The following is a 24,019-nucleotide window of genomic DNA, read 5'->3' as shown; positions in this document are numbered from 1 at the left end:
CTTACTCTCCCTTTGCGGAAATCGCGGCCAGTTTGGCGGCGAGGTCGGCACCGATCCGGCCGATCCGCGGTTCGTCGACAATCTGCAGGTGGTCGCCCGGAATGTGGACGACCTCCAGATTCGGGATGTATTCGTCCCAGCCACCGTTGGGCCGGCGATCGGCGAAACGGGGTTCGAGCTCGATCGCACCGTCGTGGTAGCGATCGGCCAGGTAGAGCACCACATCACCGTCGTACTGACGGGGCTCCACCGCCAGCAGGGCGCGGTTCTCCAGCCACGAGGTGCGCTGGTGTTCGAGCACGCCGCCGGGGATCTTCGCGCCCGAGAGCTTGATCAGGTCGCTGATCATCGAGAACTGCTCGGCATCCGACACCGCCGCCAGTTCTTCGATCTGCTCCCGATCGAGGGTGGTCGGCACGTTGTAGGTCTTCTTGGCGAAAGCCTGGTACCGCTCGAGGCGACGCACGCGTTCCTCGGGGCTGTTGTCCTCACCCTCGACGGTCATCGCCAGGTCGATCAGCCCGACGTAGCGCACGTCGGCGCCCTCTTCGCGCAGTAGCTGACCGACCTGCAGGGCGAGCACCGCACCCAGCGACCAACCGGCCAGCACGTACGGGCCGTTGCCCTGGATCTTGCGCAGCTCGGGCAGGTACTGCCGGGCACGCTCCTCGATGGAGCCGTCGACCCGCTCGAAACCGTACATCGGGGTGTCGGCGGGCAGGCGCTTGAGCAGCGGCTCATAGACGAGCGTATTGCCACCGGCGGGATGGAACACGAAAACCGGAGTGGCTTCGGAACCTTCCGCGCGGGCCCGCAGCGGGCGGATGAAACCGTCCACATCGGCACCGCTGTCCTGCAGGCCGCGGACGATGTCGGCGAGCTGTTCGATGGTCTCGCAGTCGAGCACGTCGTCGACGGTGACCTCCGCACCCACCCGTTCGGTGAGGCGCGCCGCCATCTTCTCGGCGAGGTCCTCCTCCAGAATCGGGAGGGTGTTGAAGATGCCGCCGGGCGAAGCACCGGTGACCACAGCCCAGGTGGCGTAGGTCAGCCGCTCGGCAGCGTCACGTGGCGGAACGTTGTCCGCATCGGCACTCGCGTCGGCGAAGTAGTCGATGTCGGCGACCGGCTCGGTGGACGCCTGCTCCGAAACCGGTTCGGCTACAGCGGCATCGGAAACCGATTCACCCGCAGCAGCATCCGAAGGCAATTCGGCCCCGGCCCGCTCGGCCGCGGCCAACGGATCATCCCCGGCGGCGATCGCCGCACGAGCCGCCTCGACGAAGTTCGCGTCGACGCCCAGCTCCACATCTTCACCGGCGGCCTTGGCGGCGGCCTGCTTCTCCGCCATCGCCGCCACCTCGTCGCGGTGCTCGATCGCGTAGCGCAGCACCTTCGCCACCTCGTTGAGGCTGGCGTCGCGGACCGCGGAGACCTGCAGTTGCGGGATGTCGAATTCGTATTCGACGCGGTTCTTGATGCGCATGGCCATCAGCGAGTCGAGGCCGAGTTCCATCAGCGGGATCTCCATCGGGAGGTCCTCGACGGCGTAACCCATGGATTCGGCGACGATCACGCACAGGCGCTGTTCGACGGTTTCACTGCCGTTCGGGTCCCAGCGGTCGCTGGTGGCCACGGCGAGTTCGGCGGCGGACTGCTCGGGGGTGGACTGTTCGGAGCCGGCGGCCGGAACGGCGACGGCGGCGACCGGTTCGGGCAGGGCCGCACCGGAGGTGACGACCGCGTCGAACAGCAGGGCGAAACCGACCGCCGACTTGGCGTGCACCTGCACCGAGGCACCACCGAGGTGTGGGGTGAGGGTGGTGGTGAGCGTGCCGGTGGCCGGGACGGCACCGTGCGGGTGCGACACCGTCACCGTAACGTCGGAGAGCACCTGCGCGGCAGCGGCTTTCACCAGTGCGGTGAGGTCGGTGACCGAGGCGGCCCGCACTTCCCAGGCGTGGCGGCCGTCGGGCATGGCGACGTGCGCGCCGGGCACCCGGGTGTTGCCACCGCCGGCCGACATCGACACCTTGGGCCAGTACTCCTTGCGCACGAACAGGGTTCGCGGCACGTCGGCGTAATCGCCTTCGGGCAGCAGCGAACTCAGGTTCACCGCGTGGCCGTGCACGTAGAGCTGGGCGAGCGCGCCGATCACACCGGCGGACTCGTCCTCCTTGCGCTTGAGCGTGGGGATGAGCTGCGCGTCGTGCACGCCCGCGGCGAAGGTGGTGCCGAGCACCTGCATGAGCGCGACGGAGTTGGGGGCCAGCTCCAGGAAGGTGGTGTGCCCGGAGTCGACGGCGGCCTTGATCGCGTTGGTGAAGTACACGCTGTGGCGCATGTTCTTCACCCAGTACGGCTCGTCGTGGATGGGGTCGGTGCCGGGCTTGAAGAACAGGCCCTCGTGCACGGTCGAGTACAGGCCGGTCCGCAGCGAAGTCGGTTCGATGCCGGCCAGTTCGGCGGCCAGCTCGCCCAGCAGCGGGTCCATCTGGGAGGTGTGGCCCGCGCCGCGAGTCGGCAGGATGCGGGCGAACTTGCCCATCGCCTCGACCTCGGCCACGATCGCCTCGGCCTGCTCACGCGGGCCACCGATCACGGTGTTGGTCGGCGCGGCGTACACCGCGACCTCGATATCGGGGTACTTCGGCAGCAGTTGCGCCACATCGTGGGCGCTGAGTTCGACCAGTGCCATGTTGCGCACGTCGTCTTCGGTGATCATCTGCTCGCCCTCGCCCATCAGGCGCGAACGGGCACAGATCACGCGCACCGCGTCTTCGATCGAGAGACCACCGGCGATGTAGGAACCGGCCACCTCACCCATCGAATGACCCACCACCGCGGCGGGTTCGGCGCCGTGGGCGCGCAGCAACGCGGCCAGGCCCAGCTGGATGGTGAAGATGCCGACCTGGCAGGTGCCCACGTCGTAGTCCTGGTTGTCGTCCAGGATCATCTCGCGAATCGAGTAACCGGCCTCGTCGACCACCAGCTCGTCGACCTCGTCGACGGTCTTGCGGAAGATCGAGTTCTCGCTGTAGAGCTGCTTGGCCATCTTGCGGTGCTGGGCTCCGAAACCGGCGAACACCCAGACCGCGCCGTTGGCGGCCGGGGAATCGGCGGTGAACACACCGGCGCCGGGCTTGCCCTCGGCGATGGCGCGCAGACCGGCGACGGCCTCCTCATGAGTCTTGGCCAGCACCACACCGCGCGAACGCTGGTGGCTGCGCTTGGCCAGCGACCGGGCCACATCGGTGAGCGGCACGTCCTTGCCGGGGCCTTCGAGCCAGTCGGCCAGCTGGGCCGCGGCCCGCTTGCGACGCGAGGGCAGGTAAGCCGACACGGCCAGGATCACCGGCAGCGGCTCGTCGCGCGCACCGTCCCACTCGACGACCGGCTCCGGCCGCACGGGCTCGGCGGCGGCCTCGGTGATCGCGACGGCTTCAGCGACCACATCGGTGGTCTCGGAGCCCTCGAGCTCCTCGGCGGCGACCTGCTCGGCCGCCACGTCTTCCACGGCGGGCGCGGTCGGCACGTACTCCTGCAGCACCATGTGCGCGTTGGTGCCACCGAAACCGAAACCGGAGATGCCGACGGTCGCGACACCGCTGTAGCGCGGGTATTCGGTGGCCTCGTCGACGACCTTCAGGTTGGCCTGCTCGAACGGGATGTACGGGCTCGGGCCCGCGTAGTTGATATTGGGCGGGATCACGTTGTGCTGGAACGACATCAGCACCTTGACCAGGGCGGGCACACCGGCACCGGACTCGAGGTGGCCGAAGTTGGTCTTGGCCGAACCGAGCAGGGCGGGCTTGTCGGCGTCGCGGCCGCGGCCGATGACGCGGGCCAGGGCGTCGGCCTCGATCGGATCACCGATCGGGGTGCCGGTGCCGTGGGCCTCGATGTAGTCGACGGTGGACGGGACGATGCCCGCGTCGCGGTAGGCGGCGCGCAGCACCTCGGCCTGGGCGTCGGGGTTGGGGGCGAACAGGCCGTTGGAGCGGCCGTCGGAGTTCACCGCGGAACCCTTGATCACACCGAGGATGTTGTCACCGTCGCGTTCGGCGTCGGCCAGCCGCTTGAGCACGACCATGCCCGCGCCCTCCGAGCGCACCATGCCGTCGGCATCGGCGGAGAACGCCTTGATGTGCCCGTCCTTGGCGACCGCGCCCGCCTGATCGAAACCGAGGGTGATGACCGGGGCGAGCAGCATGTTCACGCCACCGGCGAGCGCCACCTCGGCCTCACCGGTGCGCAGTGCGCGCACAGCCTGGTGCACGGCCACGATCGTGGAGGAGCAGGCCGTGTCGACAGTGACCGACGGGCCACGGAAATCGAAGAAATAGGACACCCGGTTGGCGATGACACCGGTCGACGCGCCTTGCAGGGCATAGCCCTCCGCCGACACCGGCACGTTCGGATCGCGATCCCCGAGCCCCAGCGACGCGAGCAACGAGAAATCATGGGTCGACGCGCCGACGAACACGCCGACCTGACCGCCCTTGAGATCGCTGGCCGGGATACGCCCGTGCTCGAGCGCCTCCCAGGTGAGCTCCATCATCAACCGCTGCTGCGGGTCCACCCGCTCGACCTCAACCGGCGACATCGCGAAGAACTCGGCGTCGAAACCCTTCACCACGTCCTGGTCCAGGTAACCGCCGAGGGTGTTGCCCGCCTCGATGGCCTGGGCCACCGACGGGTCGGTGCGGAACTCGTCCCAGCGCCCTTCGGGCAGCTCACGAATCGCGTCACCGCCACCGATCAGGAACTCCCAGGTGGAGTCCGGAGTGTCGCCGGCGCCGGGCAGACGGGTCGCCAGACCGACAACGGCGATGTCGTGCGCCTCACTCGGCGCGAACACCCCGGTGTAGTCGTCGGAATCCTCCGCGGGCTCCTCCGGCTCACCGTTGACGATGATCTCGGCCAGCGAAGCGATCGTCGGATGCTGGTAGATCACCGTGGGAGCCAGCGAGACGCCGGTGCGGTCCTCGATGTCACCGCCGAGGGCCAGGGCGTCGCGCGAGGCCAGCCCGAACTCCTCCATCGGCCGGTCGACCGTGATCGCGTCGATCGACTGTCCGGTCGCGTCGGCGACCCAGCGACGCAACCACTCGCGCAGCTCGGCGACCGACAGTTCGGTCGTCTCTGCGGGAACGTCGGGGTTCTGGGGCGTGCCCTCGTTGTCAGCCATCAATTCCTCAAGCTACCTGTCTGCGTACAGGGCGCGCCGTGGAATGACGCCCGGCATGTGTGCCACGCCGGGCGCCGTTTCCGAACCGGTCGGCCGATTACTCTTCCGGTGCATCGGGGAAAGCCTGCTGGGTGTAACCACCGCGCAGCGTTCCCTCGAGGTAGGCGGCCTTGCAGGCCCGCCGGGCGATCTTGCCGCTGGAGGTACGCGGGATGGAACCCGCGGGGACCAGCAGAATGTCACGGGCGGTGACGCCGTGGCGCTGCGAGACCGCCGCACGCACGGCGTCGGCGATCGGGCCGGGGTCGGCCTTACCGGCGCCGGGACCACGTTCGGCCACGATCACCAGCTGCTCGGAGGCGTCGTCGGCGTCGAAACGCAGACCCGAGTGGCTGTCGGAGGCGAAGACCTCGGCGGGCAGCTGGTTGGCCGGCACCGCGAAGGCGGCCACGAAACCGGGCCGCAGCGCCTTGGACGCCTCCTGCGCGGAGTACTCCAGGTCCTGCGGGTAATGGTTGCGACCGTCGACGATCACCAGGTCCTTGACGCGACCGGTGATGTAGAGCTCACCTTCGAAGTAGACACCGAAGTCGCCGGTGCGCATCCAGTCCGAGTCGGCGTCGGTGCCCTCGGTGTGCCCACCCGGCTGCCGCTCGGCGACCCGGTTACGGAAGGTCTTGCTGGACTCGTCGGGGCGACCCCAGTAACCGATGCCCATGTTCTTGCCGTGCAACCAGATCTCGCCGACCTGACCGTCGGGCAGCTCCCGGCCGCCGTCCGGGTCCTCCACCGACTCGGGGTCGATGATGGCCGCCCACTGCGACAGGCCCACATATCCACAGGAGACCTGCGCGATGGCGTTGCCCGCCGTGGGCTCCACCCGGACCATCCGGCCCTTGTTGAGCTCGTCACGGTCGACGTAGAGGTACTTGGCCTCGTCCTCGGCCCTGGTCGCGGAGACGAACAGGGTGGCCTCGGCCATGCCGTAGCAGGGCTTGATCGCGGTCTTGGGCAACCCGAACGGCGCGAAGGCCTCGTTGAACTTCTTCATCGACGACACCGTCACCGGCTCGGAACCGTTGATCAGGCCGATCACATTCGACAGGTCCAGCGACTCGCCGGCCTTGGGCACACCGCGCGCCGCGGCGTGCTCGAACGCGAAGTTCGGCGCCGCGGCGAAGGTGCCCGCACCGTCGGAGACCGCGGCCAGCTCGTTGATCCAGCGCGAGGGCCTGCGCACGAACGCGCTCGGCGACATGATGGTGATGAACTTGCCGCCCACCGCGGGCAGGATCACCGTGAGCAGCCCCATGTCGTGGAACAGCGGCAGCCAGGTGACACCGCGCGAGTTCTCGTTCATGTTCAGCGACTTGATCATCTGCAGCAGGTTGGTGCCGACCGCGCGGTGGGTGATCTCCACACCGGCGGGCGTCCGGGTGGAACCGGAGGTGTACTGCAGGTAGGCGATGTCGTCGATCGCGGTGTCGGGCCGCACCCAGGAATCACCGAGGGTGTCGGGGATCGCGTCCACGGCGATGATGCGCGGCCGCTGCGCGGCGGGCAGCGAACGGAAGAACTGGCGGACACCGGCGGCCGAGGAGGTCGCGGTGAGGATCGCCGAGGGTTCGCAGTCGCCGAGCACCGCGTGCAGGCGGTCGGTGTGACCCGGCTCGTCGGGATCGAACAGCGGCACCGAGATGGTGCCCGCGTAGATCGCGGCGAAGAAGGAGATCACGTAGTCCAGGCCCTGCGGCGCGAGGATCGCGACCCGGTCGCCCGGGTTGGTCACCTGTTGCAGGCGAGCGGCCACCGCGCGCAGCCGAACTCCGAACTCCTGCCAGGTCAGCTCGTGTACCTCGCCGTCGCGTTCCCGCGAGTAGTCGATGTAGCGGTACGCGAGCGTATTCGCATCGTTACGGGTGTGCTTCTCGACGTGATCGACCAGGGTCCGACCCTCGGGAATGATGATGTTCCCGGTCTCGTCCAGGTAGTCGTCGAAAGTCTCTTCCATTCCTTCTTCTCCTCCGAGGCCGAGACACCGGTGAATTCTTTCAACGCGCTACGGCGTTGACACCTGTGAGGCCACGACTCGCTTTATCGCCACCGGCCCCGGGGCACGCCGGGCGTGCATCCTGACAACCTGCGGATTTTCGAGCGGTCTGCGCGGTGACCGCTATCGGCTAGATGTTCTCAAACCAGAGTCATGTTACAGAGAACCCCCGCTCAGTCCTCCCGCAGCAATGGGATAACGGGTGCGAAAGCATCCATCTGGGTGGGGAAGATCCCCACATAGGACATCGACGTGAGTTCGCGCACACGTTTGATCTGTTCGGCGATCTCCTCGAAGGTACCGATCGCGACGTAGGGCGAGTTCAGAATTTCTTCCACCGACAGCTCGACATCGACCTCGAGATTCGGGTGCAGGCCGCGTTCGATCGCGCGCAACGCCATCTCCGCGGTCTTCTCCCGGTCATCGGTGATGACGATGGCGGTGATGGCCCAGTTCAGTTCGATGTCGGCGAACCGGTCACCGGCCGCGGCCCGCACCAGATTCACCTTCTCGATGGTCTTTTCCAGCGTGATACCCGAGAGCAGGCCCTTGCCGTTCTTGGTGGTCTGCGGCACCACCGACACGATGTCGGCGTGCTTGGCCGCCAGCGCGAGCATCTTCGGCCCGCCGCCACCGGTGCACAGCGGCGGGCGCGGGCCCTGCCGTGGCCGCGGGGTGCCCTTGATGCCGCGCACCTGGTAGTGCTTGCCCTCGAAATTGCATTCCTGTCCACGCAGCAGCGTGTCGAGGATGGTCAGCGACTCGTCGAGCTTCTCGAGCCGGACACCGGGACGCTCGAACGGGATACCCGCGTTGTCGAACTCTTCCTTGATCCAGCCCGCGCCGACCCCGACCTCGAGCCTGCCCTTGGACAGCACGTCGATGGTCGCCAGATCCTTGGCCAGCACCACGGGGTGGCGGAAGCCGTTGGCCAGCACGGAGGTGCCGAGGCGGATCTTGTCGGTGGCCTGCGTCAGTGCGCCCAGCGCGGCGATCGGGCCGATCTGCTCGCCCAGGTGATCGGGGACGACGAAGGTGTCGTACCCCATCTCCTCGGCTTCCTGCGCCGTCTGGACGAACTTGCGCGCGCCGCCCTCCTGTTTGTTGCCCTCGCCCGCCGCGGCGAAGCGGAACGGACGCAGCGGCGTGCCCAGCGCGGTCATCTCGCCGACAGTTGCCCCAGCTTCGGTCATGAACTCTTCGCTCCTGGCTGTGCGGTGTACACGGGCGCAATCACCAGCGCACTTTACAGCGTGCGAGCGAACGGTACTGCGGATGTCACAGCGAGGCATGAACCATGGCAATTCCACGGCCGCTGTGACTGTGACAACTCCACCTGGCGCAGCTCAGGAATGCGGTGGATGCGGCGCGTTTTCGATGAGCTCACGCGCCCAGTTCAGCGTCCACTGGGTGGCCGTGGTGCCCTGCCCGTCCACGGTATTGGTCGCGTACAGCGCGTGTACCGGATTGCCGACCGACCGGATCAGCGTGGCGAGACTGCCCAGCGCGTTGGCCGGGTTGAGCGCCTCGCGTGGCGCGTCGCAGATCATGTCGCCGGGGGCGCAGATGGAGAACACCTTCGGTGCCAGCGAACCGAAACCACCGGGCCGCTCACCGGTCATGGTGATACCGGGAACGTTGACCCCGCGCAACGCCACCTCCGCGCCCTGACCGGGGGGCGGCGGATTGCCGATCTCCACAGGCTGGCCGGGACCGGTTTCGGCGGTGCGGCGGCCGTCGGCGATCACCGTCACGCCCAGCACCCGGTCGGCCGGGATCGGGCCGTTGCCCGCCGCGATCTGGGCGGTGATGTCACCGGCGATCACCGCGCCCTGGGAGAACCCGGCGAGCACGTAGGTGGTGAGCGGGCACTGCTGATGACGCTCGGACAGGATGTCGGTGGCCCGCGCGGTGCCCTCGGTGCGGCTGTTGTTGTAGGAGGCCTGACCGTCGGGCGGCAGCGCGATCGGGTTCGAGAACTGGGCCACGTACGGCACCGTGTACACCTCGAGCCGGTCGTCGGGGAACTGCGCGCGCAGCGGACCGCTGACGCCGAGCATCAGCGACAGCGGATTCGCCTGCGGGTTGTAGGGATCGTCATTGCTCGACGACTCCCAGGTACCGGGAATCGAGAGCAGCATCACATCGGGACAATCCGCCGACTGCGACGACGGTGGAGGCTGCGGAGGCGGGGTCTCCCCCGGTTCACGCAAGCGGCCTGCGAGCAGGTACCACAGCAGCACGATGACGATGACCGCCAGAACGAGCAGCGCCAGCACGGTGAAACAACCCGCAGGCCAGAACCTGCGGGCGCGTCGCGTCGGACGGGGGTTCACTAGCAGTAGGTCGCGGTCGCGGCGGCGATGTAGATCTCTGCTGCCTTGTTGACGTCCATCTTCGACTCGTCGAAGGCGGAATCGGTGCCCGCCATCGCGGCGACGAAGGTGGCGATGTCGCCGTCGGCGGCGCCGGTGGCGCGCGCCGAACAGATGTAGGTGGCCGCGGTGATCGCGCTCGTCTTGTCGGCCGGGTGGATGCCGTTGTTGCCGAGCTCGTCGAGGAAGGCCTGGTCCTTGTCGGAGGTCGGTGCGGACTCGCCGGGGTCGGGCGCGGCCTGGGGCTGCTCCTGGGTTTCGGGCGCCGCGGTCTCCGACGGTGCGTGCTCGCCGTGTTCGGCCTCGGGCGGCGCGGCGGGAGCCTGCGTGGTGGAGGCGGCCGCGATGGCGCTGGAGGACAGGGTGGGCGTCTGCGAGGCGGTCGAGTCGTTGTCGCCACAGGCCGACAACAGGGCGACGGCCGCCAGGGCCGCGACCGATCCGGCTACCTTGCCAGGGATCCGATGCATGAAGATGTCTTTCCTCGATCGTTCGTCAGGGAAGCGGTCGCTGACCAGGCTAGCGGGCCGATCCGGCGGTTCGGGCACCGCGCGGACAAGCTCAGGGAGTTCTCAGACCGGGCTCACACCCCGTGAACTTCGGATTCGCCCTCCCGCACCACGATGAACCCGGTTTGAAAGTTCTGCTGGATGCCACCCGGGACGGCGAATTCGTCACTCACCGGATACCCGAGCCTGCCGTTCTCGAACCCCTGCGCACCCCAGGCGTCGGCGAGCGGGCCGTTGCGCACCGACCAGGCCCCCGAGAGCGGACTCCAGTAGATGGCGCCACCCTCGAACCGGCTGAACCGGCCCAGGTCCTTCAGCGGCGCCTCGCTCGACACCGGGAAGCCGAGCGGGCTGTTCTCGAAGCCGAGCTGGGCGTACCGGTCCAGGATGAAACCCTCCACCCGATGCGCGCCGGTGGTGGGGCTGTAGAACATCGTCGCGTGCTCGAAGGACTGCACCGCGCCGTCGCGGCTGGGTGTGCGCGCCTCGGCGGCCACCGGGTAACCGGCCGGTCCGCCCTCGAAGCCCTGCTTGCCCCACTCCTCGAGGAACGCGCCACGCAGTACCTGCGCACCGGTCTGCGGAGTCCAGTAGATCGAGCCGCCCTCGAAGGTCTGCATCCGGCCGCGCCCGTCGGGCAGCGGGTGCTCACCGCCGGTCGGCATTCCCAATGCCGAAGTGGGACCGCCCATTCCGGCGTAGGTGCCACCGATCCGCCCGGTCACCGCATGGGTACCCGCGGTCGCGGAGTGGAAGACCCGGCCGTTGCGGAAGTCCTGCACCACCCCGTCGGCCACCGGATACTCGGTGGTGACGCACCCGCCCAGCCAGGCCGCCGCCTGCGCCAGCGAGCCGATCGCGCCGTCGGAGGCGCAGGCGGCCCCCGCGGGATCGGTCCCCAGCGCCGAGGCCGCCTGCGTCCACGACTGCCGCATCTCGAAATCCCAGTACGGCCACGTATGTGTGCCCGACGGACGGTAATTCGCCTGCACCGGGATCTCGAGCTGCTCGAGCTTGGTGACGAAATTCTGAGTCGACAGGCGCGAGAGAATCTCCAGCCCGGTACCCGCCCAGTTCTCGCTCAGCAGCGGCACTTCACCGGCTTGGTCGTGGCTGCCGGCCAGGCCGCTGCCGCTGGAGACGTACATGCTCACATCGCGGAGCTTGTCGGCCAGCAGGTATGGGTCGTGGGCGTCCCACTCGGGGCCACCGGGCGGCCCCCACATCGCCGAGGAGTCGAACCCGCCCGCGTCGCGGACGGCGAACTCGATGGCCTGCGGCATCCCCAACGTGGTGGTCGTCAGCAGGCCCGAATACGAAGCCACGTACTTCATCAGGCCGGGGTTGCGCCCGGCCAGGTTCATCGCGGCCGTGCCGCCCATCGAGAGTCCCTGCACGCCACGCACATCGGTGGTGCGCCAGTCCCGTTCGAGAACGGGGGGCAGTTCCTCGGTGAGGAAGGTCTCCCACTTGTAGGTGTGGCCGTTGTTCGGTTCGAGCCAGTCGGAGTAGAAGCTCGACTGGCCGCCGACCGGCAGCACCACGTTGACGTTCTTGTCGGCGTAGAAGACCTCGGCGTCGGCGTCTTTGGTCCAGCCGTTCTCGTCGTCCTGGGCGCGCAACCCGTCGAGCATCAGCAGCATCGGGAACTTCGCCTCCGGGCGCAGGTTCCAGTCGCGCGCCAGCAGCATCTGCACCTGGATGGGGGTGTTCATCGCGGGCGAGAACACCCACAGCGCCACCCGGCGATCGGAGAGCCACTCCACTCGTTGCACGGCGGCGACGCCGGGCTGCTGCGCTTGGGCGGGCACGGTGACGGCAGGGGCGAGCAACGCCGCCGTCATGGCCGCGATGCCGAGGATTCGCCGCATCGGCGTTCGGACACGATGTTTCAACACACGCGACCCTCCTCATCCCCACCCTGGGACACAGCCTCAATGTCGGTTGTACCGCAGCGCAGGCCGATAACCGGGGAAGACACGCGAGAATCGCACACAGCAAAAGACCGGCCCACCGTAGCGGTGAGCCGGTCTGCTCAGTGTTGCCGAGCGGAAACTACTAGGCGCCCAGGGCGCTCAGGATCTGCGGGCGCCCGGCCCACAGCTGATCTTCCCAGTACTTCCAGGAGTGCGTACCGGTGGCCGGGAAGTCGAAGGTGGCCGGAATGCCGATCGACCTCAGGCGCTTCTCGAAGGACCTGGTGCTGATCAGCGTGACCGCCTCGATGCCCATGCCGACACCGGTGTTGAACACCTGGTCGGCCGACTGCGGGCTGTCGTGCTTGCCGGGCAGACCGCTACCGACCGAGATGCGCATGGGCAGGCCCTTGAGCTGCGGCGCGACGGTGAACGGGTCCATGCGCAGCCACTGCGGGCTCCACGGCGGCGCCAGCGAGTCGGCACTGAAGGCACCCCACCGCAGCATCGACATGCGCACTGCTTCACGCATACCCGGCTGGGACAGGTTCAGGGCGCCGGAGAACGAACCGGCGTACTTGAACTGGTCGCGGTGCAGCGCGGCCAGCGACAGCGCGGCACTGCCACTCATCGACAGGCCGACGATGCCGTTGTTGGTCTTGGAGACGCCGTATCCGGCAAGGAAGTTCGGGAGCTCCTCGGTGAGGAAGGTTTCCCACTTGTAGGTGGTCTTCTGCCCGTTGATGTTGCTGGGCGCCATCCAGTCGGTGTAGAAGCTCGACATACCACCGACCGGCATCACCAGGGTGACGTTGTCGTTCTCGAACTGCTGCATCGCGTTGGTCTCGAAGGACCAGGCGTTCTTGTCGTCCCGCGCGGCCATACCGTCGAGCAGGTACAGCGCGGCGGAACCGCCGTGCTTGGCCCACTGGACCTGCACCTTGACCGGGCCCATCTGTGAGGGGACCATCAGCTCTTCGTACCCACCGGCCGGGGCGCGTAGCGCCGGGGCCGAGAGGGGGGCGGCGAACGCTGTCGGGGCCGCCCCTGCGGCGATCGGCAGCACAAGGGCTGCTGCGCCGACAGCTAGAATTCGATGACGCCAACCACGAGGTGTTCCTGTCCGGGACTTGCCCGGCCGGTCACCCTTCGGCGCGACGGCCTTGCCGAAACGCATGTGAATTCCGCTCTCTTTCTGCTGTTTGTGGCATGCCAGAGGTGTTGGCGCCGACAACCGGATCCCGACATTCCGGGCATCGACATGAATCAACGTTCTGGTCAGACTTTCGCTCGCTGGAGGATATTCGACCTACCAATTAACTGCAAGGGCAGCAGGATTCGCCACCGAAACCCGTGGTCCCGACACACAGAACCGGCGCCGCGAAACTCGCGGCGCCGGTCCGGTGGGGCTCAGCCGATATTGTTGGACAAATCCGGGATCATCCGCAGCGCTTCGTCATTCCAGTTGTTCCAGGCGTGGATGCCGAAGGGCGGGTAGGAGTAGGTGACGTTGCGGGCGCCGAGGGTGGCCATGCGCACCTCGAAGGAGCGGGTGTTGGCCAGCGCCAGCGCTTCGAGCGCCATCCCGTTGACGGTGTTCATATTCGGGCCGTCACCACCGGTGGGCAGGCCTGAGGCCGCCGCTATCCACAGCCGGGTGTTGTTGGCCACCAGGTTGGGCGCGAACACGAACGGGTCCATCCGCAGCCACTGTGGGCCCCACGGCGGTGCCATCGAGTCCACGTTGTAACCGCCCGCGTCGAGCATGGCGAGCCGGATGGCCTCGCGCATACCGGGCGCCGAGATGTTCAGGTAGCCGGAATAGGCACCGGCGAAGGAGAACTGGTCGGGGTGATAGGCGGCCAGGGTGAGCGCGGCCGAACCGCCCATCGACAGCCCGAACACGCCGTTGCGGTGCCGATTGAACCCGAGCCGATCGGCCAGCGCGTTACGCAGGTCGCTGGTCAGGAAGGTTTCCCACTGGTACCGGTAACTCTTGCCCGGCCCGCCGGATAATGCGTTGCCGGCACCCGAACCCGAGTTGGCCGGGCCGTTTCCGGGGATGCCGAAGAATTCGCTCGGCGCGTTCCAGTCGGCGTAGAAGCTCGACATCCCGCCGACCGGCATCACCACATTGATATTGGCCCTGGCGAGCGCGTTGGGCACGTCGGTTTCGATCTCCCAGCCGTTGAGATGCTCGGGTGCGCGCATGCCGTCGAGCACGTAGACGACCCGGTTGGTGTTGCCGTCGGCGGCCCGCAGGATCCGCGATTTGATCGGGCCCATCCCGGAGTCGACCCAGAAGTCGAAAGCGGCGGGATTGAAGCCGGCGGCGGCCGGCGCGGTGGTGCCGGCGACGACTGCCGTCATCGGAACGAGCAGAGCCATCGAGACGCCTGCGGCCAGACGCCGCACCCACGATCGGCGGGCGGCGGTCTGCACGGGCCCACGCTTGCGGCGCAGTGTTCGCATTCGACTAGACCTTTCTCGACGGACCGAGCACGCAAATTCTGAGCTACGCGGTCGAATCCCTCATCGGGCGTCGAGAAGACCAATCCAGGGCAAAACGGACGATTCAACCTCGACGCATGCTCACTGTGTATCAATCACTGGCGAATGCCTACATGTTGCTGGAAAGTGACCCGCAACACAACTCACGGTGATCTCCCGCACTTGATTCGTCACCCGCTATCACTCGGATCGTGATGGAAACGAAGGAACCCGCCCAGTGCGAACACTGAGCGGGTTCCCCGGCTCGCCACGGCGAGCGGTCGAAAGATCAGCCGATGTGAGCCGACATATCCGGGATCATGCGGTGCACTTCGGCTTCCCAGTTGCGCCAGTTGTGCACGCCGGTGATCGGGAAATCGAAGGTGGCGTTGCCGCCGCCGAGGGTGGCCATACGGACCTGGAAGGCCCGGCTGTTCACCATCGCGAGCAGCTCCAGGGGCACGCCCTGCACGATCTCCATCGGGTTGGACACATCCCCGGCGCCGGGAATACCGCTGGCCGCCGACACCCAGATACGGGTGTTGTTGGCCACCAGGCGCGGCGCGAAGACGAACGGGTCCATCCGCAGCCACTGCGGGCCCCACGGCGGGGCCATGGCGTCGATGTTGAAGGCGCCGGCCGAGATCATGGCCGTGCGCATCGCCTCACGCATACCGGGCGCGGAGATGTTGAGGTAGCCGGAGAACGAGCCGGCGTAGCTGAACTGATCCGGGTGGTAGGCGGCCAGGGTCAGCGCGGCCGAGCCCCCCATCGACAGACCGAACACACCGTTGTTGTTGGGGTTGAAACCGAGCCGGCTCGACAACGCGTTACGCAGGTGCGTGGTGAGGAAGGTTTCCCACTTGTAGGTGTTCTTCTTGCCCGCCACCTGGGCCGGTGCGATCGACGAACCGGTCATCGACGAGCCGGTGGCCGCCGAACCGGTGGAGCTGCCACCCGAACCGGCATCGATGCCGAAGAAGTTGCTCGGCGCGTTCCAGTCGGCGTAGAAGCTGGACTGACCACCGACGGGCATCACGACATTGATGTTGGCCGCGGTGAGCGCACGGGCGACCTCGGTGTCCTTCTCCCAGCCGCTGAGATCGTCCTGGGCGCGCATACCGTCGAGCGCGTAGACCACCCGACCGGTGTTGCCGTCCGCGGCGCGGAAGATCCGCGACTTGATCGGGCCCATTTCGGAGTCGACCCAGAAGTCGAAACCATCGGGGTTGAATGCCGCGGTCGCGGTGCCGGCCGGACCTGCCACCGTCGCTCCGAGCGGCAGCACCATCGCCAACGAAACCAGTACCGCCCGCTTGAGCCAGCCGGCTCTCCTGGTTCTCAGACCTCCGCCACGCATCCTGTTTTGGGCCTTTCCTCGAGCGGTTCGCGCGGAACCGCGGTTGCAATGACCGCCGACTTCATCCGGCACACCAGTGCGCCGACGGAACTTCTCGATGACCATATCGCTACATCGATAGCATGGCGTTACCAAAAAGTGATTTTGTGATCGATTCAGCGTGGCGGTTGTGGGTACGGGTCGACCAGACCGCACCGTTGGATCTCATATCTGGGCACTCGGTCGATCCGGTACTTCGCGAAATCGAACGCATTGCGCAGGTTGTGCTTGAACCGGTCGAAGGTGAGCGGGTCACGAGTGGAGATCAGCAGGGCCTGGGTCTGCGGGCACGACATCGCCGTGCGAGCCTGGGTGACCCATTCCTCGTCCAGGTACCAGGGCATCCACGGGTGGATGTCGACCATGCCCGAGTCCACGACCACCCAGTCCGGGTACAACGCCTTGTCGTGGCCGATGCGGCCGTCGGCGAGGCGGTCCGAATGCGCGGCCAGCGGGTAGGCCAGGCCCATCGGGTCGATCACGCGCACGCTCAGCGGCACGTTCATGCTCGTCATGCCCAGGTTCAGGAAGTAGACCGTGTGGCCCGCACCGCCCTCGGGGATCGGTTGCGGCGGCGGATCCAGGTACCAGAACGTGAACGAGGGCGAGTTCAGCAGCAGGCCGCCGTTGGGGTTGTCGGCGATGTCGCGGACCATCGCCCGCATACGCGGGTAGTCCAGGTAGTCCTCGGCGCGGATCGGGTGATCGTGGCCGGTGTTGAGCACGTAGTAGATGCGCTCGTCGACGATGCCGGAGGAACTGATCTTGGTGCCGGTGGTGATGGCGGTGGTGCTCGCCGCGTACAACGACCAGCCCGCCGTGCCGAGCAGCGCCACCAGCAGCACCGCGAACGACCAGTCCCTGGCCCGGAACGCGCGCATCGGGATCGGTACGACAGCCACCGGCAGCAGGAGCAGGAACAGCTGGGTGAGCAGCATCCGGCCGTGCATGAAGTCACCGCCCACGCGCACCGCGTAGACGGTCAGCAGCACCCCGCTCACCAGCACCATCGTCACCACGGCACTCGGCGAACGCAGCCAGGCCCTGGCGCCGGCCACCGACCAGGTCGGCTTGCTGAGCGCCCCGCGCGACACCGCCGCCGCCACCCCGGCGATCAGCAGCACCAGCAGCGGCACCCACAGGTAGTACGGACCGACGAGATCCCACAGGTATGCCAGACCCTGGCTCCACTTGGCCCCGCCCGCGTCCTTGGCGACCGCGGTGTTCGGGTAGGGCAGGCCGTAATAGCCCATCCGCCAGATCTGATAGGCCACCGGCACCAGCCCGGCGACGACCACGATCAGCGCGCGCAACACCACCGGCCCGAACCGGAACCGCGGCATCGGCGACAAGAAGATCATGGCGAGCGCGAGCACGCCGATCAGCGCGGCCTCCGGGCGCACCAGCGGCGCGAGCCCGGCCAGGAACACCAGCCCGAGCAGCCCCGGCACCCGGACCACCGCGGCCTGACTCCACCGGATCATCAGCCACCACAGCAGCCCGACCCAGCAGATCACCAGCCCGCTCTCCAGGCCCGAGGTGGCGTAGTCGCGGGCCGGCGGCAGCGCGATGTAGACCAGCACGCCCGCCGGGATCAGCAGCTGACCGGTCGTTCCACCCCACAACCGCGCGGTGCCGAGCATGGCGAACACCATCGCCAGCAGCGAAACCGCCAGCGCCACCGCGAGCACCACGTACTCGAGCCGGGCCTGGGTGAGCCAGCTGAAGAACCACACCACATAGGTCCACGCGGTACTGGTGTTGGTTTCGACCCGCTCGTCCATGTTGAAGACCGGGCCGTGACCGGCGAGCAGATTGCGCACCGTGCGCAACACGATCAGCCCGTCGTCGGCGATCCAGCGCCGCTGCCACGCACCCACCGCGAACAACGCGACGGTGAGCACGATCCCACCGACGAAAGTGGCGCGGGACAGCACAGCTGAACGCGCGGCCGGGCGCGCCGACTCGAGGTCGTCGCCGCGTAACCGCTCGTCTTCAGTTGTTTCCCGCTCCGCTACCACCTTCTCGTCAGGTGAGATAGACAGCGACACCTACCGCTCCGATCCAGGCAATAGCGAGGAACTGCAGGATGCGGTCCCCCAGCGCGATCTCTTCGGGTTCACCGGCCTCGCCACCGTCGACGTCGACCGCGTAACGCAGAATTGCGATGGTAAACGGGATCATCGAGATCGAGAACCACTGGGTCTGCTGTACGGAGTCCTGCTCGAAGGCCCACAGCCCGTAGAAGACCACAACGGCGGTGGCCGCGAGTGTCCAGATGAACCGGAGGTAGGTCGGTGTGTAGTACTCGAGCGACTTGCGGATCTTCGCACCGGTCTCGAGCGCGATCTGCAGCTCGGCGTAGCGCTTGCCCGCCGCCATGAACAGCGAACCGAACGCCATGATCAGCAGGAACCACTGCGACAGCGCGATCGCCGCGGCGGCGCCACCGGCGACGGCGCGCAGCAGGAAGCCCGAGGACACGATGCAGATGTCGAGCACGGCCTGATGCTTGAGACCCAGGCAGTAGGCCAGCTGGATGCCGATGTAGACCGCCATCACCACGGCCAGATGCCAGGACGCCAGGAAAGAACCGGCGATCGAACCGACCAGCAGCACCGCCGACAGCGCGTAAGCCAGGTTGACAGGAACGACGCCCGCGGCGATCGGCCGGAACCGCTTGGTCGGATGCGCCCGGTCGGCCTCGACATCGAGTGAGTCGTTGACCAGGTAGATGCCCGAGGCCGCCATGCAGAACACGACGAAGGCGATCGCGACGTGCACCATCACACCCGCATCGCCCACCGCCTCGGGACCGGCGGCCAGCGGCGCGGCCAGCACCAGCACGTTCTTGACCCACTGACGTGGGCGAACGGCCTTGACGACACCGCCGAGCAAGGTCTTCGGCGGGCCCTTCACAGCGGCCTCGTCCAGGACGGCGGCGGACGGTTCTTCGCTCATCTCAGCCAAGGTTCTTTCGGTTGCGGTCACTGTGTGAGTCTCTTTTCGGCGGCGAGCACGGCGGCAGCCGACGCGGCCCCCAGCGCGGAACCGGCGAGCACATCGGAAGGGTAGTGCACCCCGAGCACAATTCGGGACAACAGCATCGGAGGCACGAGCACCGCAGGCAAGGGTAGCCCGGTGAGCCTGCCGAGCAATACCGCCGCCGCCGTGGTGGAAGTGGCGTGCGAGGACGGGAAGCTCAGCTTGCTCGGCGTCGACACATTGATCTGCACCGAAGGATCGTCAGGGCGCGGGCGCCGCACGATCCGCTTGATCACGATCGAGGCGGCGTGCGCGCCGACCGCACCCACCGCGACACCCGCCCACTGCCTGCGGCGCGGCTTGTCCACCAGCCAGCCCGCCGCGGCGATACCCACCCAGCCCAGCGCGTGCTCACCGAAGTGCGACATCCCGCGCGCGGCGGACACGACAGCCGGGTTGGCGCCGATCGTGGTCTGCACCGCGTTCAGCATCGCGACCTCGACCGGAACCTCCACATAGTCACCGTCGCAGCAACCGCCGCCACAGCAACCCTCTTCGGCCAGTTCCAGCTCGGGCAGTTCCGGGTTGATCGTCACTTCTGAGTTCCGTTCTGGCTGATGCCGAAGATCTTTTCCCATGCGGCGGTGCTGGTGAGCTCGGCGTGCGCGGCCCGGTAGCGCTGCTGCATCTCCGGGAAGCGGGTGGCGAGTTCCTTGCGCAGGCGCATTGCTTCCTTGAGCAGCTCGGCGGCCTGACGCGGGTCGCGCTTGCGGTACACCACACCACGCCCGTCGGCGGTCGTCACGGTGACGCCGTCGACCTGGGAGAGCAGGAACCAGCGCGCGTCCAACGTCGGCACGTTCAGCTGCGGCGTCTCGTGCGCGGCCGGGTCGGCCTTGCGGAAGTTGTGCACCACACCCTTGGCCAGGCGCGCGACCTTGGCCAGCGGGTTGCCGGGCTCGCCGACCGCGCCGACACCATGGCGGCTGGCCAACGGCAACTCGGTGGACGAGGGCACGACCACCGCGTCGGGGAACTGCTTGCGCATCGCGTGGATCTTGCCCAGCGCGCTCGGCAGCAGGTCCGCCAGACCTTCCGGGCCGGCCAGGAAGTCGCGGATCGCCTCGTTCTGGATGGCGACCGTGGAGTACTCGAGGCACAGCAGGTGCTTGAGGGTGGCCTTGACCGTGTTCACGATCATCGGCCTACCGTCACCGGGCAGGTACAGGGAAGCGACCACCAGGCGGTTGCGCAGGTGGAAATAAGCCTGCCAGTCGATGGCGTCGTCCTTGTCGGACCAGGCCATGTGCCACACCGCCGCACCCGGCAGAGTCACCGTCGGGTAGCCGGCTTCGCGGGCGCGCAGACCGTATTCGGTGTCGTCCCACTTGAGGAACAGCGGCAGCGGCTGACCGATCTCCTGCGCCACCCGGCGCGGGATCAGGCACGTCCACCAGCCGTTGAAGTCGACGTCGATGCGCCGGTGCAGCAGCTTGGAGTTGTCGCGATCCCGGAGCGGGTACTTGGAGAAATCGTGGTCGTATTCCACGTTCGGCGCCGCACCCCACATGAAGATGCTGCGGTCGACGACCTCACCCATCACGTGCAGGTGCGAACGCTCCTGCAGGTTGAGCATCTGCCCGCCCACCAGCAGCGGCGACTTCGCGAACCGCGAGAAGGCCAGGGCGCGCAGGATCGAGTCGGGCTCGATCTCGATGTCGTCGTCCATGTAGGCGATGAATTCGGCACTCGTCGATTTCAGCGCCTCGTACATGACCCGGCTGTAACCGCCGGAACCACCGAGGTTCGGCTGGTCGTGGATGGCGAGGCGATCACCGAGAACCGCTGCGGCTTCGGCGAACCCGGGCTCGTCGACCACCTTGCGGGTGCCCTGGTCCGGGATGATCACCGCGGCGATCTTCTCCAGCACCAGCGGGTCGGCGCCAAGGGCGGCAAGGGTTTTCACCGCATCGGTCGGCCGGTTGAAAGTGGGCATGCCGACCGCGATGGTGCCCGCGCCGGGCGCCTCCTGCGGTGCGTACCAACCACCGGCCACCAGGGTGACCGCGGTGTCAGTGGTGATGTCGAACCACAGCCAGCCACCGTCCTCGAACGGGCCCAGATCGGTCTCGAACTCCACGAACACCGAATCCGCGTTTTGCTCCACCGCGAATTCCTTGCCCTGCACATGAATCCGCGAACCATCAGCCTTGGAGCGGTACACGTCGACCCGGCCGTGCCCGGCCAGTTCCAGCCGCAGGACCACCGAGTTCAGCACACTCCACCGCCGCCAGTAACTGGCGGGCAGCGCGTTGAAGTAGGTGCACAACGACACCTCCGACTCCGCGCCGATCGACAGCGCGGTGCGGCTGGTGGCGTGTGCGCGGCGGGCGTTGGTCGGCGATTCCTCCAGGTAGAGGGTCCGCACGTCCAGCGGCTCACCCGGGCGCGGCAGGATGATCCGCTGCAGCAGCGACTTGGCGCGGGTTTCGGTGCCCGCCTCGGCCGCCTTCGGCTGCGCGCTCACGCTGCGCCCCTTCTGTCGGGTTCGAGTGCTCGACGTAGACGCGGGCGCCGCCTCGTTCTTCGCTGCGGGCGCTTTCCGTCGCCGGGTGCTCGCAGCCGGCGCGTCGTCCTGTCCAGCGGCCGCCGGTGCCTTCCGTGGCTGGGCGGTCGCGGGCGCCGCCTCATCCTGTCCAGCCGCCGCCGGTGCCTTCCGCGGCTGGGCCGTCGTGGGGGCCGCCCCATCCTGTCCGTCGACTGCCGGGGCCTTCCGTGGCTGGGCCGTCGTGGGGGCCGCCCCATCCTGTCCGTCGACTGCCGGGGCCTTCCGCGGCTGGGCGGTCGCGGGCGCCGCTTCACCCTGCCCGTTCACCGCCGATGCCTTCCGGGGCTGGGCGCTCGCGGGTGCCGTTTCGTCCTGACCCTGGCCGCTCACGCCGGATCCACCAGGTCCGTGCCGGATTCCAGGTGCGGGCGCAGCACGTTCTCGAACATGGTCAGCGCCGAACCGATCGCCATGTGCATGTCCAGGTACTGGTAGGTGCCCAGGCGGCCGCCGAACAGCACCTTGTTCTCCGCGGTCTCGCGCTTGGCGCGCTCGCGGTAGGCGAGCAGCTTGGCGCGGTCCTCGGGGGTGTTGATCGGGTAGTACGGCTCGTCGCCGGTCTGCGCGAAGCGGGAGAACTCGCGCATGATCACCGTCTTGTCCGCCGGGTAGTCGCGCTCGGGGTGGAAGTGGCGCGGCTCGATGATGCGGGTGAACGGGACGTCGGCGTCGTTGTAGTTCATCACGCTGGTGCCCTGGTAGTCACCCTGTTCGAGCACCTCTGTCTCGAAATCGATGGTGCGCCAGCCCAACTCGCCTTCGGCATAGTCGAAGTAGTGGTCCAGCGGGCCGGTGTAGACCACCGGGGCGCCGGGGCTGGCGGCGCGGACTTCGTCGCGCACGTCGAACCAGTCGGTGTTCAGGCGCACGTCGATGAGCTCGGACGCGGCCATGTTCTCCAGCCACTTCGTGTACCCCTGCTTGGGCAAGCCCTCGAAGGTGTCGTTGAAGTAGCGGTTGTCGAAGGTGTAGCGCACCGGCAGGCGGGTGATGTTGCCCGCGGGCAGTTCCTTCGGGTCGGTCTGCCACTGCTTGGCGGTGTAGTCGCGCACGAACGCCTCGTAGAGCGGGCGCCCGATCAGCGAGATCGCCTTCTCCTCGAGGTTCTGCGCGTCGCCGGTGTCGACCTCGGCGGCCTGCTCGGCGATGAGCGCCTTGGCCTCTTCCGGGCTGAAGTAGCGGCCGAAGAACTGCGAGATCAGGCCCAGCCCCATCGGGAACTGGTACGCCTGGCCCTTGTGCATGGCAAACACACGATGCTGGTAGCCGGTGAACTCGGTGAACTGGGTGACGTAATCCCAGACCTTCTTGTTCGACGTGTGGAACAGATGCGCGCCGTACTTGTGGATCTCGATCCCGGTTTCCGGGTCGGGCTCGGAGTAGGCGTTGCCACCCAAGTGGTAGCGGCGGTCGATCACCAGCACCCGCTTACCCAGCAGGTTCGCTGCACGCTCGGCGACGGTCAAACCGAAGAAACCGGAGCCGACCACGATCAGGTCGTACTGGTTTGCCTCGGTGGTGGAATCTGCGTTGACGGAGTTACCCGAAGACGATGCGGCGGTCACGGGTGCCCAGCGTATCGGAAGACCGCCGATTGTCCCGGCGGAGTCACCCGCAGTGCTGTGAGCAGGGGTGATCGTGACGTCGTCAGTGGTGGGCGTACCCGCGCGGCGGTGGGTTCGGATCGGTCGCACTGCGCACGGTCGGCATGCCCTCAGTAGCGGGGGTAGGGCTGAGTGCGCGTCGGGCGCCCTGCTCGGATCCAATGGCCGGTTCCGGGTGCGGCGGCCAACGCGATGGTCAGGAAGAGCGGGGGGCACACGAGCAAGGCGCCGAGGAGTTCCTGGGTCGGGTCACCGGTATTGCGGGCGCTCAACGCGATGGGAATGCCCACGGCCAGCAGCATGAAGGCGGTCATGACGATCACGATCGCCCGGCCCGCGGCCCTGCGGCGCAGCAGCAAGATCGCGCCGATGACCAAGATGAGCACCGCACTGCCGCCGACCAAGTAGGGCACCGCCATGCTGTACGTGCGGATCCCCATTTCGTACGGGAGTTCCATCCATTGCCACGGCATGAGCACGGTCCAAACACCGGCAATCAAGGCAACCAGCAACGCAAGCACCGCGGCCGTGACGGCTATCCCACCGCGCGGTGGACTTTGGTCGACCGGTGGTCGGTAACCCGCGGGCGGGTAGCCGGGGGCGAAGCCAGGGTGCCCGGCGGCCATACCCGGGTGTGCCGGAGCGGGCATCTCACGGTCCTGCGCGAAGCCGGGGTGCCCGGCGGCCATACCCGGATGCACCGCAGCAGGCATCCCACCGTCCTGCCGCACATACCCGTGCTGCGCGAACCCGGGTTGCCAAGCAGCCATATCGGGGTGCCCCGAAGCAACCGCACCGCCCTGCGCGAAGCCAAGCTGCCCCGCAGCCATACCCGAGTGTGCCGCAGCAGGCATCACACCCTGTTGCCCGAAGCCGGGGTGACCGGCGGCCA

At 67.6% G+C, this 24,019-nt stretch carries 15 protein-coding genes; all 15 read right to left on the bottom strand.

Going from position 1 to position 24,019, the window contains the following annotated elements:
* Position 1 precedes the first annotated feature (1 nt).
* Positions 2–5,191 (bottom strand): polyketide synthase Pks13, encoded by a 5,190-nt coding sequence (gene pks13 / locus ACFO5K_RS21385; RefSeq protein WP_378565771.1) that lies wholly within the window; start codon positions 5,189–5,191, stop codon positions 2–4.
* 97 nt (positions 5,192–5,288) lie between these two features.
* Positions 5,289–7,202 carry a long-chain-fatty-acid--AMP ligase FadD32 gene (fadD32, locus tag ACFO5K_RS21380; protein WP_378565768.1) on the bottom strand — a complete coding sequence of 638 codons (1,914 nt, stop codon included), beginning with the start codon at positions 7,200–7,202 and terminating at the stop codon, positions 5,289–5,291.
* 212 nt (positions 7,203–7,414) lie between these two features.
* Complete coding sequence (locus ACFO5K_RS21375) at positions 7,415–8,434, bottom strand: LLM class F420-dependent oxidoreductase (RefSeq protein ID WP_378565765.1); 1,020 nt, start codon at positions 8,432–8,434, stop codon at positions 7,415–7,417.
* Between the two features lie 153 nt (positions 8,435–8,587).
* The gene (locus ACFO5K_RS21370; protein WP_378566244.1) at positions 8,588–9,583 is read right to left on the bottom strand and encodes a cutinase family protein; all 996 of its coding nucleotides are present in this window, start codon (positions 9,581–9,583) and stop codon (positions 8,588–8,590) included.
* Positions 9,577–10,086: a DUF732 domain-containing protein gene (locus tag ACFO5K_RS21365; RefSeq protein ID WP_378565762.1), complete on the bottom strand. Its 510-nt coding sequence runs from the start codon at positions 10,084–10,086 to the stop codon at positions 9,577–9,579. The genes ACFO5K_RS21370 and ACFO5K_RS21365 overlap by 7 nt, the downstream gene beginning before the upstream one ends.
* A gap of 113 nt (positions 10,087–10,199) precedes the next feature.
* A complete protein-coding gene (locus tag ACFO5K_RS21360) occupies positions 10,200–11,996 on the bottom strand; it encodes an alpha/beta hydrolase-fold protein (RefSeq protein ID WP_378566242.1) in 1,797 nt (598 codons plus the stop codon).
* A gap of 187 nt (positions 11,997–12,183) precedes the next feature.
* A complete protein-coding gene (locus ACFO5K_RS21355) occupies positions 12,184–13,218 on the bottom strand; it encodes an alpha/beta hydrolase (protein ID WP_378565759.1) in 1,035 nt (344 codons plus the stop codon).
* A 233-nt stretch (positions 13,219–13,451) separates the two neighbouring features.
* On the bottom strand, positions 13,452–14,513 hold the full coding sequence (locus tag ACFO5K_RS21350; protein WP_378565756.1) for an alpha/beta hydrolase: 1,062 nt from the start codon (positions 14,511–14,513) through the stop codon (positions 13,452–13,454).
* A gap of 307 nt (positions 14,514–14,820) precedes the next feature.
* On the bottom strand, positions 14,821–15,891 hold the full coding sequence (locus tag ACFO5K_RS21345; RefSeq protein ID WP_378565753.1) for an alpha/beta hydrolase: 1,071 nt from the start codon (positions 15,889–15,891) through the stop codon (positions 14,821–14,823).
* A gap of 155 nt (positions 15,892–16,046) precedes the next feature.
* Positions 16,047–17,981 (bottom strand): flagellar motor control protein ZomB, encoded by a 1,935-nt coding sequence (gene zomB, locus ACFO5K_RS21340; RefSeq protein WP_378565750.1) that lies wholly within the window; start codon positions 17,979–17,981, stop codon positions 16,047–16,049.
* Positions 17,959–18,891: a decaprenyl-phosphate phosphoribosyltransferase gene (locus tag ACFO5K_RS21335; protein ID WP_378565747.1), complete on the bottom strand. Its 933-nt coding sequence runs from the start codon at positions 18,889–18,891 to the stop codon at positions 17,959–17,961. The genes zomB and ACFO5K_RS21335 overlap by 23 nt, the downstream gene beginning before the upstream one ends.
* 26 nt (positions 18,892–18,917) lie before the next feature.
* Positions 18,918–19,406, bottom strand: a complete 489-nt coding sequence (locus tag ACFO5K_RS21330; protein ID WP_378566240.1) for a phosphatase PAP2 family protein — start codon at positions 19,404–19,406, stop codon at positions 18,918–18,920.
* A gap of 101 nt (positions 19,407–19,507) precedes the next feature.
* Positions 19,508–21,442 (bottom strand): glycosyltransferase, encoded by a 1,935-nt coding sequence (locus ACFO5K_RS21325; protein ID WP_378565744.1) that lies wholly within the window; start codon positions 21,440–21,442, stop codon positions 19,508–19,510.
* Positions 21,443–21,849: 407 nt separating this feature from the next.
* Positions 21,850–23,088, bottom strand: a complete 1,239-nt coding sequence (gene glf / locus ACFO5K_RS21320) for a UDP-galactopyranose mutase (RefSeq protein ID WP_378565741.1) — start codon at positions 23,086–23,088, stop codon at positions 21,850–21,852.
* A gap of 149 nt (positions 23,089–23,237) precedes the next feature.
* The gene (locus ACFO5K_RS21315) at positions 23,238–23,897 is read right to left on the bottom strand and encodes a hypothetical protein (RefSeq protein WP_378565738.1); all 660 of its coding nucleotides are present in this window, start codon (positions 23,895–23,897) and stop codon (positions 23,238–23,240) included.
* Positions 23,898–24,019 lie beyond the last annotated feature (122 nt).

The sequence above is a fragment of the Nocardia halotolerans genome (assembly GCF_042650145.1).
In the GTDB taxonomy this organism is placed as follows: Bacteria; Actinomycetota; Actinomycetes; order Mycobacteriales; family Mycobacteriaceae; genus Nocardia; species Nocardia halotolerans.
The sequence above is the reverse complement of the archived record's forward strand: the minus strand, read 5'-3'. Positions and strand labels throughout refer to the sequence as shown.